Here is a 15,181-nt window from a genome sequence, read left to right on the forward strand (position 1 = left end):
ATCGAATATGATATTTTTGTCGAGCATCATTTGATGTATAAATCACAACCTGTAATCACAAAACCTAATAGTGATGAAAATCAATTACAGTGTAAAACAGATGGGTAAAAAACACCCACTCATAGGTAGAAGTACCATTGAAATAAAAGATATAAGTCAGCCTGCCCCATTAAGGGATCTCATATCAGCAATAGTAACACAACAAGTAGAGGCCTTCAACCAACGTAAAAGCGAAAACAACATTATCCCCTACCTTTTAGATCAAGATATTGATAGCCAGAAAGAGCATGGTAAAGTAGGATTTAATGACAGCTATAATAATGAGCTGGCCAATGTAGACGAAGCCATTGAAAACGCACTACTCTCTTTTGAAGACGGCATATACTGCGTCTTTATTGATGATGAGCAAGTAGAACACCTAAATGACAGGGTGAATATATCAGCGGACAGCATTCTTTATTTTATCAGATTAACTTTTTTATCAGGTAGCATTTGGTAGCCTATCCGCACTAAAATGTTATGATTATTATACTACAATAACACTATGAATACAGAAGAGTATTTAAAATCAAAAAGGATAGATAACAGACTGGTTAACCTTCATAATCAGTACTATGCTATCAACCAAAGTACTAACAAGGCCGATGAGCCTAATAAACATAAAGCCGCACTAGGGCTCATGTTCCTAAACGCCTACCCTAGCCTGAGAGAAAACAACAATAATTATAGCACTCACAGCTACTGGGAAAATGTAACGGAGGGCTCTCCCCGCATGAAAGCCTTTGCTGAATTTGGCGATATCAATAACTTCTGGAACGAGCAAAATTATCCTGTTCTGGAAGATTTATTCGGTAAGGAAATTGCCCCATTCGTTAAAAAAGCCTGGGATAGCATTCCTTCATTACCCTACCAAACAGGCTATAACCGTCGTTCCTTCAGAACATCACAAAAGCCATATTTACACTTCACCAAAAAGCTTAATTTCGTTATCTCTCTCAATGTGAGAATGGATTATGATCTTACTCTAAAAGAATATATTCTCTATTCTAACGAAATCGCAGCTTACACCTCTGAGTTTGGAATATTACTTTCATCATTAGTAGAAGAGGAGCATGCAGAACTCTATCCCTTACTACAAGACATCGTGTATAATAGGCACCCTACAGCTAAAGTAAGCAGGCCCATTATAAAAGCATTCCTGATCAGCAATAATGAAGGTGCCTGGAAAGCGATTGAAGACCTGCTGCTTTCCGCTCAAAGACAGGAAGGCCTGCGCCAAACCATATTAGAGCAGCTGGATGAAACCTCCATAGGTGCGCTGATTCATTTTATAAAGTTAACACTTAGGGAGAACCTGATACGCTTCTCTTCTGTAGTTCGAGCTATGAACACCTGGGCCGGTCTGGGCTGGGATGCTGAGAAACAAAGCACCGTAAAACGCTTTTTTGAGCTCGCACTACACTTTCTGGAACACCCGGAAGAAGTTAAAAATGCCATTAAAAGTAAAGACAATGCTGAAATATACATGGCCTTATGGGCTGCCGCAGTAAGAGACACCAATAACTGCACAGAATTACTACAAGAACTACTTCAGCAAGACAACAAAGAGAAAAACCACCTGGCTCTATATTTTATTAACGAAATAAGCCTGCCAGATACTACCTCAATTGCTGTAGATTCACTTATAGAAGATAAGCTTAAAAATGATGACTCTCAGGAGTTCTTATTCTGGCTTATTCATCTGTTAAAATACAGATCGTATTTCACAGAAAACCATATCAATGAAGAAACCCATCAGTTAATTGTTGATCACCTGACTAGTGAAGTGCCTAAAATCCCTAAAAAAGGCAAGAAGTTTACGGGTAAGGTGTTTAGCTGGTCTGTTTTTAACCTTACACAAGAGGAAGGTTATGACTTTTTAATTAACCTGCTTGATGAAAAAACACAAAAAGACCTTGATCTCTTGATTGAGCTATTCCCTAACATGGGTGTTTACCAAAGAGAAAGAGTAACAAGACTGATACTTCCTGAATTTCATACTTACGGTCAAAATAAACCCAATGAAAGCTATACGCTATCTACATTTAAAAGAAATTTCTGCCTGAGCGTACTAAAAGACCGTTCGGCCAGTATAAAAAATGTAGCTATAGAAGCACTTGGCTTTGCTGAGCTAAGTGAGGAAGAACTGGGTCAATTTGAAGACCTCCTCAAAAGTAAAAGTGCAGACGTACGCGCCAGCATTATCAGCTTTATAATGAAAAAAGATGATGCTACCGTACAGCAAAGTATCGATAGGCTTCTTACCGCCAGCAATCAGGAGCAGCGCCTTTCTGCATTAGATATGCTTAATCAATTGCATCAGAAAGAAGAGCTTAGAGACTGGACCGCCACTAAAGCAGAGGAATTTATTGCTATGAGGGAGCCTTCTCCGAAAGAACAAATCCTTCTTGAGAACCTTCGCCAAGATGAATCCATCCTCAATAAATACACTATTGAAAATGGATATGGACTCTTTGATCCTAACAACATTTCATCACCACAAAAGCCTGACGCTCCTAAAAAGGAGATAGAAGAACGTTTCTTTAATAGCAATTTCGGCCTGAGTGTTTCTGTAGATAAGCTAAAAGAAGAATTAAAGAAACTAGAAGCCATCGTAAAGGAACACCATGATTATGAATATACCGTAACCTACTGGCAGGGAGATAAAGAAAAGGTACTATTAGGCAACCATTTTGCTCCAATAGACAGGGATGATAAAAATAAAACTCCTGAAGAAAAGTATAACAACTACCCACTGCCTGAGGTATGGAAAGAGTGGATGGAAAACTCAGGGCTTACTAATTTAGATCTGTTTATAACCAGCTTATTCTATTATAAGATCAGCTATTTTGATCAAAAAGACAGTAAGTATGATGTATTTCCTAAATCAAAAGAAGTACTAGACAAACTTATTTTTGATGCCCAATTTTCCGATAGAAAAAGAGACCGTTGGAGAGATGATACCGAATTCAGGATTGTAAGAAATCTCATGAACATATATCCTTTCGAGGATAAAACATTGTATTATAAGGCTTTCTTAGAGAAGTTCATTAACGAAGTAACTAAAGAAGAGCTAGCCGAATATAGAACAATTGAAGACCGATATTACTCTAATGTAGCTACTTGGAGAGACCTCCCTACTATTGCCGGAATTTTCGAGCTCTACCGTGATCGTGCTGATAAAATGAACGATGATGAGTTTAAAGCATATTGGCAATTTGAAGATTGGAGGGTAAAAACCTTACCATCAAACTTCAGACTTCAAAATTACGAAGCTGATATAGATCAATTCGCCAGAGCTTATCAATTAGAACTTATCACTAAAGATGAACTGCTTAAGCGCATTCTTAAGCCCGCAGGCCTAAGAGAGTTAACCAATAGAAGGTTAAATTACGGCAGAAGGCAAAAAGAAAATTTACTCACCAAGTTTCCTTTCTTATCGGAAATACTTGCTCCATGCATTGATTTATTAGTAGATGTAGAATTACAAAGAGGTGATTCACCTACTTCGGTTACTGAGCTGGCCCAAAACATCGACACGTTGCAGGGTACTGACTATCTGATAAGAATCCTTCAGGCACTGGGGAAAGACAAACTTCACAGAGGGTATGCTTACTCATATGGCTCGCACCTAATGAACAAGCAGGAGGTTTTAAGTAAATATTTAAAAGGTGTTCATCCTAAACCTGAAGAAACTCAGGAAACATTTGATGCTAAAATCAAAGAAGGCAAAATCTCAGAAACACGATTAGTAGAAGCAGCCATGTATGCTCCTCAATGGCTCTCTTTTGTAATGAACTACCTGGGCTGGTCAGACATGGATAGCGCCGTATGGTGGCTACATGCCCATGCTAACCAAAGACATGACTCAGAGACTGAAACTGAAATAGCCAGATTCTCTAAGGTAGATGTAGCAGAGTTTAGCGATGGCGCAGTAGATAACGACTGGTTCTTATCTATGTACAAATCTCTAGGGCTATCTAAATGGAAAATAGTTTACAATGCCGCTAAATATATTTCTGATGGTGCCGGCCATACCAGAGCGCAGCTATATGCTGATGTAATACTTGGCAACACTAAAATCAGAGAGGTAACTAAGCGTGTTAAAGACAAGCGTAATCAGGATTACCTCAGAGTCTACGGTCTCGTTCCTCTAAGCAAGAAAAACCGAGACAGCGACTTACTAAGCAGGTATAAGTACTTGCAGCAGTTCAAAAAAGAAAGCAAGCAATTTGGCTCTCAAAGACAAGCCAGTGAAGCTCATGCTGTAAAAATAGCCATGGAAAACCTGGCCCGAACAGCTGGCTATACAGATCCTATCCGTCTTACCTGGGTAATGGAAACAGCACTGGCCAAAGAGATCATGGACTCTTCTGACACCCTTACTTTTGATAATGTAGAAATCTCTTTAGAGGTAAATGATCAGGGTAAAGCGGAGCTTAAGGTCACTAAAGATGGAAAACCTTTAAAAAATATTCCTGCTAAGCTGCGCAAAGACAAGGCCGTAACTGAACTTAAAGAGCATCAAAAAACACTTAAAGAGCAGTATAGCCGTACTTTAAAAAGTCTGGAAGCTGCCATGGTAAACCGTGATAACTTCACTGCCAAAGAAATAACAGAGCTGATCAGCCATCCGGTATTAAAACCAATGCTCGAAAAGCTGGTACTGAAAAACGGCGATACCCTGGGGCTATTACAAGAAGGCCAACTGGTAGACATTCATGGAGAAGCGCATCAGCTGGAAGGGGAATTGTTCATTGCCCACTCTTATGACCTGTATCAAGACAAAAGCTGGAGTGCATTCCAGAAATATGCCTTTGATAATAAACTGAAGCAACCTTTCAAACAAATATTCAGAGAGCTCTACTTACCTACTGAAGATGAATTGAAGGCGGTAAGCGTATCTAAAAGATATGAAGGCCATCAAGTACAGCCAAAACAAACGCTGGCCCTATTAAAATCTCGTGGCTGGACGGTGAGCTACGAGGAAGGTCTGCAGAAAGTATTCCATAAAGAAGGCTTTATAGCTAAAATTTATGCCATGGCAGACTGGTTCTCTCCTGCTGATGTAGAAAGCCCTACGCTGGAAACGGTAGAGTTCCTTAACAGAAAAACCTGGAAAAATATACCATTTGAAGAGATCAATGGCCATATTTTCAGTGAGGTAATGCGAGATCTGGATCTGGTAGTAAGTGTAGCTCACGTAGGCGATGTTGACCCTGAAGCCAGCCATTCTTCAATGGAGATGCGTGGTGTACTGGTTAAAGAAACTGCTCGTATGTTTAAGCTGGATAACGTGGAAGTGAAAGGCAATCATGTTCATATTACTGGTGAACTTGGTGAATACAACGTACACCTGGGCAGTGCCATAGTGCATAAAAAACCAGGTCGTTATATACCTATTCTGCCTGTTCACTCGCAGCATAGAGGCCGACTGTTTTTACCTTTCGTAGATGATGATCCTAAGAGTGCTGAGCTCATGTCTAAAGTACTGATGCTGGCTAAGGATAATGAAATACAAGACCCTACTATTCTCAGTAGCATAAAAGAAATTTAACCCTTTCAAGCTGTCTTAAGGCTCCAATTTTACTGCCTTAAGACAGCTTAATTCATGATTTTGCTCAGTTGCGAGCTCTTTCCTTCCTGCTGATTATTAAATTTTGATTTTGTCGGTTAGCTTTCCCCTCTTAACCAACTGACAGCATGAAAATCAAAACATCACTACTAATATTCTTTTGCCTCACCACCTTCTTCAACCTTGCTCTAGCGCAGAGTGACTTGAACAAATTGGCTTACAAGGCCTATATTACTGAAGACAAAGACCTATGGAAAGAGGTGGTAGAAAAAAGGCAAAACCTCTATAACAATGATAAGTCTGGAGAAAACCTTTATCAGCTAGCTATGGCTCAGTATGGCCTGCTTAACAATACCAGAGTAGATAAAGACGAAGATCTCTTTGATGAATATTATGATGAAATTCTTGAAAATATAGATGACCTGCTAGATCAAGAATATGAAAAAGCCAATGCTTATGCACTTAGGGCGGCGGTTTATGGATTAGAAACCTCTTACAGTGGCTGGAAAGGTATGTTTTTAGGTCCTAAAAGCAGCAGTAATTTGAGCGATGCAAAGGAAGAAGATTATTCATCACCATTTGTGTGGGCTACTTATGGCAGTGCCAAATTATTTGCTCCTTCTATGTTTGGCGGAGACAAAGAAGAAGGTATTAAATCATTTAAAAAGGCAGTTGAATTATATGAGAAAGCCCAGCTACAGCAAGACTGGCGTTACCTCTACGCCCTGGCCTGGCTAGGACAAGCCTACTACCGCACAGAGCAACCCGAGAAAGCTAAAGAAATATACAAGAAAGCATTAAAAGCGGAACCCAATTTCCAATGGGTGAAAGACGACCTTTTACCTGAAGTCAATTAGTAAAAATAGGCCATAGCCAAACTTTCATAAGGCTATGGCCTTCCTTTATCAGGTAGGCGTTTCCACTTCATCCCACGGCTGATCCATGAAATGAGTGAGCCAGTTAAGCGCATAATGTCTTTCATAAATAACACTTGGCATTATAGCTCCTCCCACTTCTCTTCCATTTATACGAGCATTTACACAAGCCCAGTGCATGCGATAAGTCATATCCAGAGCATCTAAAATTTCCGCTTTAGTTCTTAGCTGCACGCTTGCCTCAAACTCCTCTCTTGTAGGTTGAAAAATAGAGCTAACCACATCAGACACATTGCATATATTATCAGGGTATATTAAATCATCAAATTTACCGAGCGCCCAAAGCAATACATAAAGGCTTTCATACCTCCAGGTAGCATACGCTCGCTGCTCGTCAGTTAAACTTTCAGCATTATAGATAAACTGCTCCTGCTCAGTAAAAGAGTTTATATTTTTCTCGCCTACCACCCTACCCAGGTGCTCCTGCTCTACGCCTTCGCCTTTCGCCGCTATCACTAACAAGGCATAAGCACGATCCAGCACCTCTTGCAAAGTCCTCACCTCCACTGTTTCCTGAGAAGGCACACATGGTAAATGCTCGTTAACAGCTATTCCTTTTTCCTCTAAAAATTCGCCTGACTTACTTTTTCTGGCCAGCTGATCTTCAGTATAATTTTCTTTAGGCTCATCCATATAAGCGGCATTCACATTTACTTCCAGATCATCTATCTCACAGTTTCCGTTCAGGTCTATAATGAGGTTAAAATTCTTATCTAAAAAATGCTGAGTCTCACTTTTCGTAAACAGATGGTTGGGCTGAGCAAATATAAATCCATCTAAATCCTGCACTAATACCCTTATTATAGACTCAAAGGCCTCTGTAATCTCAGGCTCTGCCATTAATGACATTTCGCAGTTCATAGACATGATTTTATAGATAAACTTATTTTTCACCTCGGTATTACCAGCAGGTAACGACTGCACAAAATTTACCATGCCCGCAAGGTTTTGCGTTAGTCCACATTCTATCTCTTCCAGCTTGTAAGAGGGCGTCTTTCTTTCTCTATAATTAAGCTGAAAGCTGCTATCTTCAGATGCCTTAACAGCTACTCTTTTCTCTAAGCCATCATCATCTACCTCTAGTTTTACATCAGGCAAAATAGATTTAATTACCCCAAGTATTTTCTGAAATTCTAAATAGTGACTATATATCGTACAGTTTTCCATATCCTTACTTATTTAAGCTAAGCAATAATACATAATAGACCGTACCACAAAGAATTATCAGGGGGCTATTCTCCTTATTAACAGCAATTTCACTGGTTTCAGGGATAGTAAATAAGTGTTTCTAAAGTTTATAGGTCAGAACGTAATTCTACACGATCCATTTCTTTAATGACTGTGCTTACCGTAATTTCTGACACCTGAGAAGTAACTCCCCTCAAAGGGTTAGTAGAAAGTTGCTTCTTTTGAAAAGTATTAAGTTTACCAGCGAGTAAGCTGCCATTTGCATCATCTACTAACAGCTCTGTGTTAAAGCGCACGCTATCTCCCTGATAACGGCCAGAAAAGGCTATAGCTTGCTCATAATTCATAGAAGATAACCTGTAAACCATGGAATCACTCCTATATGGCTCTGCCCAGCTAGCATATTCCTCAAAATCGCCATGCGTATGATCTAATAATAAGCCAAAAACCGTCTGCAAATATTGCTTATTCAAATCTTTTAAAAGTTGCTCATGAGGTGAAAAAACATAGGTAGCTACTGCCGCTGATAATGGATAATCCGTCATTTGCACCTCAAAGTCTACACTATCATTAGTAACTAAAGAAAAGGTATAGCCTTTAATATTCCTGAAGTGATCAAGCACCTGATTAGATTTATTGTCTTTATTCATAGTTAATCCCACTCCAGGAAAATCACTTTCCACAATCACACTATCAATACTTGTATCAAATATATAATTGATCATAGGGGTATAAACTTCATAGATTACCTCCATAACCTGTATATCATAACCGTGAGCCTGCTTGCTCAAAGTAAAATCCATGCTAAAACTATAGCCATCTAACTGCTCCGGGAAGATCTTTTTGATTACCAACTCTTTATCTAAATGATAAGCTTTGCTTTCAAACGTATTTTCAGGAATAGAAATGAGATTTTCGTTTTCTTCTTGCGAAGAAGAGCCATTACCACAACCTGCCAACGTGATTATAGCGAACAATAAAACAACCGTTTGTCTCATTTTAAATAATGTATACATAGCTTATATAAAATAAAGAAAGCCCAAAGAAACATCATTTTCATCAAAATCACTTATTCACAGCAACTTACACTTATTGGTTAACGCAGGATTTATTACCTTATGAGGGGCAACATTGCCGGGCAAATACCTAATTTTGCACTTTAGAATAGAGTTTAGCTTATAGCATGGATAAGAATTTAACCCTTGTAGGAGAAAAGTCATTTAATATTCCCCCTGAAAAAACCATTCTTCAGGCTTCGCTGGATGAGGGCATTCCTTTCCGGTATGAATGCGGAGGAAAAGCCCGATGCTCTACCTGCCGAATATTAATAGAAGAAGGGGCGGAAAATCTGTCTGAAATGACATTAGGTGAACGCCATTTGAGGAGTCAGATTAATCTATCAGAAAATGTGCGACTGGCCTGCCAGACTTGCGTGAAGAAGGGAAAAGTGAAGGTTAAGAGAATTATGAAGGACAAGACTGATTATGAACTATATATCCGAAAATCTAACGGAGAAACCACCAGCATGGGTAAGGAGTTACAGCTATGCTTGTTTTTTCTGGATATAAGAAATTTCACTCGCTTCATGGAGCTACACCTGGCTTTTGATGCTATTCACCTGATCCGTAAACTTTTTAATTCATTTGAACGGATTATTAATGACCATCATGGCAAGATCATAGAAACAGCCGGAGATGGTTTATACGCCGCTTTTGGCTTTAAAGATCAGCCTATAGAAGCCGCCAACCATGCTGTAAAAAGCGGCTTTGAGATTATAGAAAAATTAAAAGAGCTTAATAACGAGTATTTCAAGCAACACTTCGGCGAATTTATACAAGTAGGCATTGGTATACATTATGGTAAGGTAGCTACAGGAGATATTATGCTGGAAGGCCGGCAACATAAACTAGTGATGGGCTATCCTGTAAATATTGCAGCTCGTATACAGGAGCTAACCAAAAAATATAAAAACAACTTTATTATTTCTGACAAGGTATTCATCCTACTTCAAACGCCTCCTAAATCAGAGCAGATTACAGAAATAATTAGAGGCACAGGAGAAAGGATAAATATACATGTGATTGGTGAACCGTATGAGCTCCCGCTCACGTCTTAAAAAAAGATAGCAGAGGCCATGGAAAACCTCTGCTACTTCCTATAATTACTCCATAACCAGAGTTAATTCTGCTTCTAACACAAAGTCGGTAGTAGAGGATTCGTTCTCAACCACTAACGTATATTCTCCGGCAGTTAATGAAGTATTTCCTTGAACAGACACTCGGCCATTTTCCTCATCTATAGAAAATAACGCCTCTGTATCTTCAAATGCATTGCCATCTTTTGATATACTCTTTATACTAAAAGAACCTCTATATTTTTCTGGGTAAAAGGCAGGAATCATAGTAGCATATTCATTACCCAAAGCCATAACCAGTCTGTTTTGGATAACAGTAATATCAAGATCAGGATAATAGCTACCATAGAAAAACTTAGGTTTAGGCACTAACATCACTCTAAATTGCTTTCTAGCAACCATATAGCCATCTTTGGTTAGGGTAGGAATCAAATCATAAGTCCATTCGCTTTCCTTATTTTCATCACCGGCATCTTCATCTACCACAATCTTTCCCTCTACCAGGTTAACATGACCATCAGGCCTACCATTAAAAAAGAGGTCCAACTCAGTACCTTCGCTTTCTAATCCATTATAGTCTATACTGTATTCAGCCACCGTACCATATAAAGCATAGTCATAAGGTATTTCATCTGCTGAGCTCACTTCTACTATTCCTAAATCAGCAAGATTAACCCTAAGTACAAATGAAGTTTGCACTGCTTCTAAGCCCGCTTCTGAACTGGCATTTACCGTAACATTATAAACCTCAGGCAACCTAACATCACTGTCTTCAGAGTAAACATTGTTAGGGTAAATTTCGGAAGCATCTATAAGGATAGAATTTTCAGAAGTGTTAATAGTTATAGCCTCAGCCAGCAAATTGGCCAGGGTTTCTGAGCTATTGACCTGCAAGTCATCATTACTGCTAAAATCTAAAGTTAGTGTAGTCCCTTCCCGCTCCTGATACTCAGTAGGCAAGGCCAACGTTAAGGTTTCACCATAGGTAACTACCACTGAATCTTTCAGTTCTATTGGAGGTAAATAACCATTATAAGTGACTTGGTCATCATCATTACAGCTAAAAATCGCCAAAATGGCAAGCAAGAAAAGACCATTGTATCTTTTTAACATTTTCTCTTTATTAATTTATTTGATTAAGTAAAAAGGATCGTGCACTAACCTGGCTCAAATATAGGATTTTATTTAAATGCAACTATGATGCATTTAAATAAAATCAGGAATTGCTCTATATAGATTTCTTTCCGCTATCAATTCACAAGACCAAACTGAAGTCTATGATATCTCCGCACGATATCAGAAATAATTTTATGCATTTCTATAATTTTGAAGCACTATGAAAAAATATTTTTTAATTATTACATTTTTAACACTGTTTACTAGCAGTTACGCTCAACTTAAAAAAGGATACGCCGGATTTTCTCTTGGACCAGCTCTATCAATGGGCGACTATAAATCGGATTTAAACATGAAAACTGATGTAAGTGCAAGTTTAGAATTTGGATTAAGATTTACAGAACATGTCGGAATTGCTGCCAAAGGCTATCTTATTATAGCTGAACAAAAGGAAAGTAATTATTATAGTGAAGCCGGAAGCTGGGAGTTTCAAGGACTATTGGCAGGACCACTTATCTCATTCGCATTGAATGACAACATAGAGTGGGATCTGAGACCGATGATTGGCTTTTGCACCATGGCAGATGCTGCATATTCACCCATAGAAATTGAAGACGTAGCTAGTTTGGCCCTAAATCTTGGAACTTCATTTAGATTTAACATAGGTGGCAGAGTAGCCATACCCATTAACATAGACTACTTTTCTACCGAAATAGCAGCCACTACTTTAGGCTACAACCGTTTAGAAATGAATGCCAATTATCTCAATATCACCACAGGTATTTATATTCGCTTTAAAGGCTAACAGCACTTAAATTACTTATCATATCAACCGTTCTTCATTTCAGATAATACATGATATAATCTGAAATGAAGGACTCAACTGAATTTAACTTGCATCATCCCAGGTAATGCAGAACTTTTCTTATCCATACTCACCCTTCTTCTCCACTAAACAAATCCATTAATAAATCTAATTTTTATAACTAAATTTAAACAAAATCAAAAGTCAAGATTTTGGAATCACTACAATCAAAAAAAGCCATTTAAAGCCAAATTAAAGCCTTTTACACTCAAAATTTCACCAAAAAAAACAAGAACTTAAAAATTTTATTATCCAAAAAAGTCTAATTTCTTCTTTATTAAAAGCACCTTAACATATTTATGATTAGCTTGAAGCTCAATACCATTTTTTAGAACAATGAAAAAATTTGCTTTTACCCTGGTCATAGTTGCCCTACACATCTATGTAGGTCTACCCACTTTTTATATAGGATTTCACGGAGTACCATTCCTCATATTATTAATTTTAGGATCACTATATGGCTGGCGTGTTTATTTGCGGTCTAACTCTTCTTCCTATGAAGCTTCAGAGGGCAGAAATTACCTTGCCATTACGTTTTTCACCTACCTGGCTATTTACCTCATCACAGTGGGAGCCTCCACCATGTCTCTTTTCCGCAGCGGTGATTATCAGGAACAAATTGGTGAAGTAAAAATAGCCAAAGACCTTGAAGAGCATATGGCCCCTATTTCTACCGAAGAAATTATAATAGTAGATAAATCTATTGCTTATAGACTGGGAGATAAGGTAATTGGCGCCGATCCTTCTTTAGGAAGCCAGACCGAATTAGGCGATTTTACTTTACAGAAAATTAACGATAAACTTTACTGGGTAGCGCCCTTGCTCCATTCCGGATTTTTCAAGTGGTTCAACCATAAAGAAGGCACTCCTGGCTACATTCGTGTATCAGCTACCAACGAAAGAGATGTAGAACTCATCCAGTCATATGACGGTAAGCCTATCAGGTTAAAATATCAAACGCAGGCCTTTTCATTATCTAACCTGGCCAGACATGTCTATTTTAACGGCTATATGAATAAAGGCTTAACCGATTTTAGCTTTGAAACAGATGACAAAGGCAGACCTTATTGGGTAGTAACCATTTATGATAACGAAGTAGGTTTTGCGGGGCAAGAAGCCACTGGCGTACTTACCGTAGACCCTGAAAGTGGTGAAATAACCGAATACACTATAGAAGATGCACCTAAATGGGTTGACAGAATACAACCCGATGATTTTGTAATCACCCAATTAAACAACTGGGGATAATACATTAACGGATACTGGAACTTCTCTAATAACGGCAAATTAAAAACCACTAATGGAGTAACTCTAGTCTATGGACCCGATAATGAATCTTACTGGTACACAGGTCTTACTTCAGTAGGTAAAGATGAAGGTACCGTTGGTTTTGCCTTAGTGAACACCCGAACAAAAGAAACCTTCTGGTACAAGCATATAGGTGCTACTGAAGAAGCAGCTCAGCAATCTGCCATGGGTAAAGTACAGGAAAAAGGCTACGTAGCCACCTTCCCTGTCACTTATAACATTAATGGCGTGCCTACCTATGTAATGTCTCTGAAAGACCAGGCCGGCCTAATAAAAATGATAGCCATGGTATCAGTAGAAGATTACACCATAGTAGGCGTAGGCAATACAGCTCAGGAATGCTTAAGATCATATAAGAGCATTCTAAACAGCAACTCTAATGATATAGAAGTAACTTCTCAGCAGACCCACAACACCATTAATGGGAAAGTATCTCGCTTTGCATCAGACACAAGAGATGGCAATACTTACTATTATCTGAAATTAGACAACTTCGATAAAACATTTATTGGCACTTCGCTGTCATCGACCAGCATCATCCTCACCCACGAAAGTGATAGTGTATCTGTATCCTATGACAATGCCAATACTCAACTTATAGATATTGTTAGGTTCCAAAACCTGACCTTAGGAGATAAGTAAAACAACTTAACCTTGCATTAAAACCGTCATTCTGACTCTCTCTACGAGTTTGAGTGACGGTTTTTCTGTTTCTACGGATTATTAATTTTCAATCTTGAGGTCAATTCGAATCAATCTCTTGCCTAGACAGTAGTCCCGATCGTCTACTCTTCGACGAGCTCAGAGTGACTCGGCAATAGTTTGCTCTTGCTGCACCGTTGTGAGATGAAAGCGAAATGAGAGGAAGTTCCGTTGGTGATAACTCAATTGCAGGTAAAGGTTTTAAGCAAAGCATCCATTTGAAATCACCAATCATTTAAACCCTTTTAAAACAAAACATAAGGCAATTTCAACTTCTGCATTTCACTCCTCAATTCATCATTATTACTTGCCTCTTCAATGAAGATTGTATCAGGAGCTTCCTGAGCATACCATTGTTCTTCTAACTGAAGAATAGAGTCTTCGGATGGTATCTCCATATGACTCAGTTTATAAACTTCACTGTTCGTATTGTCACTGCTTAACTTTAGCATTAACGCCAGCACGGTCACTATTAAAAGGGCTAGCAACACTACAAACGCGCCAATAAATTTATACAATCGACCTTTTTCTTCTTTTTTAGTGAGCCCAATTTGGGCATTATTTTTACGCAAAGCGGTGCCATTATACTTCATAACATGAGCATTTAGTTGATTAATATGTAAAATTGAATGTTTAGATTTTACCTATATTGGTTGGTTCCTGTCATAGTTTCTATGATTAGGGAGTGGTTTTATAGGTGATTACTCTAATTATAAGTGAAGTCTATTTTATAAGACTCCCAAATAAATAGCTACAATAAAGGTATCTCAGAAAAAGGCCCATAAACCACTGGGCCAACTTCATAATTTATGGTTGAATCTTCCTCAACGGTAAAAGACATATAATAATCGTGGGTATCATTCTTGAAAGAAATATCCCTAATAACATAACTGCCATTGACCATCAAGTTAATCGGCAAAGTATCACTCCTTTTTAGATTGTACAACCAGTAGTAGCCTGGATTTCTTTCCTTAAAAAGAACCTCATCCCTTAACTGAACGAGGACATCATCTTTATAAAAAGTTTTACCATTAACTTCATCGTAAACCACACTATCATAATCCAACTTTAATTGAATTGGTGATTTTCTCTCCTTTTCATACAGCATTAGCCCATCCCCAACACCATCGCGAAATGTTAGCCCATCATAATCAACTGCTGCTCGCGGCTTCTTACATGAGCTCAGGCTAATGATTATCATAATAACAAAGACAACCTTTTTCATAATTTATCACATTATTTGTTGAGTAAGATTTATCTCCCATACATATAAATAAACTGAAGACAAAACACACACATCTATTGGAATTGAATAGACA

General features: G+C 38.3%; 12 protein-coding genes. 7 read left to right on the forward strand and 5 right to left on the reverse strand.

All coding sequences use genetic code 11. The features are described 5' to 3' along the window. Positions 1 to 73 precede the first annotated feature (73 nt). From LVD15_RS01910 to LVD15_RS01920, 3 genes are all read left to right on the forward strand, one after another. Complete coding sequence (locus LVD15_RS01910) at positions 74 to 499, forward strand: hypothetical protein (RefSeq protein WP_233778600.1); 426 nt, start codon at positions 74 to 76, stop codon at positions 497 to 499. A gap of 45 nt (positions 500 to 544) precedes the next feature. Then, entirely contained in the window at positions 545 to 5,596 is a 5,052-nt protein-coding gene (locus LVD15_RS01915) for a DUF4132 domain-containing protein (RefSeq protein WP_233778601.1), read from the forward strand. A 146-nt stretch (positions 5,597 to 5,742) separates the two neighbouring features. Continuing rightward, a complete protein-coding gene (locus LVD15_RS01920; RefSeq protein WP_233778602.1) occupies positions 5,743 to 6,471 on the forward strand; it encodes a tetratricopeptide repeat protein in 729 nt (242 codons plus the stop codon). 48 nt (positions 6,472 to 6,519) lie between these two features. On the opposite strand, the gene LVD15_RS01925 is transcribed toward LVD15_RS01920, so the two are convergent. Continuing rightward, on the reverse strand, positions 6,520 to 7,716 hold the full coding sequence (locus LVD15_RS01925) for a DUF4272 domain-containing protein (RefSeq protein ID WP_233778603.1): 1,197 nt from the start codon (positions 7,714 to 7,716) through the stop codon (positions 6,520 to 6,522). Positions 7,717 to 7,844: 128 nt separating this feature from the next. Beyond that, entirely contained in the window at positions 7,845 to 8,735 is an 891-nt protein-coding gene (locus tag LVD15_RS01930; RefSeq protein ID WP_233778604.1) for a hypothetical protein, read from the reverse strand. 185 nt (positions 8,736 to 8,920) lie between these two features. Between LVD15_RS01930 and LVD15_RS01935 the strand changes: the two genes are divergently transcribed. Further along, entirely contained in the window at positions 8,921 to 9,853 is a 933-nt protein-coding gene (locus LVD15_RS01935; protein WP_233778605.1) for an adenylate/guanylate cyclase domain-containing protein, read from the forward strand. Positions 9,854 to 9,898: 45 nt separating this feature from the next. On the opposite strand, the gene LVD15_RS01940 is transcribed toward LVD15_RS01935, so the two are convergent. Next, entirely contained in the window at positions 9,899 to 10,984 is a 1,086-nt protein-coding gene (locus LVD15_RS01940; RefSeq protein WP_233778606.1) for a hypothetical protein, read from the reverse strand. Between the two features lie 355 nt (positions 10,985 to 11,339). Between LVD15_RS01940 and LVD15_RS01945 the strand changes: the two genes are divergently transcribed. The 3 genes from LVD15_RS01945 (at position 11,340) to LVD15_RS01955 (ending at position 13,802) form a co-directional block, all read left to right on the forward strand. Continuing rightward, positions 11,340 to 11,792, forward strand: a complete 453-nt coding sequence (locus tag LVD15_RS01945; RefSeq protein ID WP_233778607.1) for a hypothetical protein — start codon at positions 11,340 to 11,342, stop codon at positions 11,790 to 11,792. Between the two features lie 396 nt (positions 11,793 to 12,188). Next, positions 12,189 to 13,100 (forward strand): hypothetical protein, encoded by a 912-nt coding sequence (locus tag LVD15_RS01950; RefSeq protein WP_233778608.1) that lies wholly within the window; start codon positions 12,189 to 12,191, stop codon positions 13,098 to 13,100. A 150-nt stretch (positions 13,101 to 13,250) separates the two neighbouring features. Next, complete coding sequence (locus tag LVD15_RS01955) at positions 13,251 to 13,802, forward strand: hypothetical protein (protein ID WP_233778609.1); 552 nt, start codon at positions 13,251 to 13,253, stop codon at positions 13,800 to 13,802. A 305-nt stretch (positions 13,803 to 14,107) separates the two neighbouring features. Here LVD15_RS01955 and LVD15_RS01960 read toward each other — a convergent pair whose 3' ends face one another. Beyond that, positions 14,108 to 14,455, reverse strand: coding sequence for a hypothetical protein (locus tag LVD15_RS01960; protein WP_233778610.1), 348 nt, complete (start codon positions 14,453 to 14,455; stop codon positions 14,108 to 14,110). A 158-nt stretch (positions 14,456 to 14,613) separates the two neighbouring features. Further along, on the reverse strand, positions 14,614 to 15,087 hold the full coding sequence (locus LVD15_RS01965) for a hypothetical protein (protein ID WP_233778611.1): 474 nt from the start codon (positions 15,085 to 15,087) through the stop codon (positions 14,614 to 14,616). Positions 15,088 to 15,181 lie beyond the last annotated feature (94 nt).

Source organism: Fulvivirga maritima (assembly GCF_021389955.1).
Lineage (GTDB): Bacteria > Bacteroidota > Bacteroidia > Cytophagales > Cyclobacteriaceae > Fulvivirga > Fulvivirga maritima.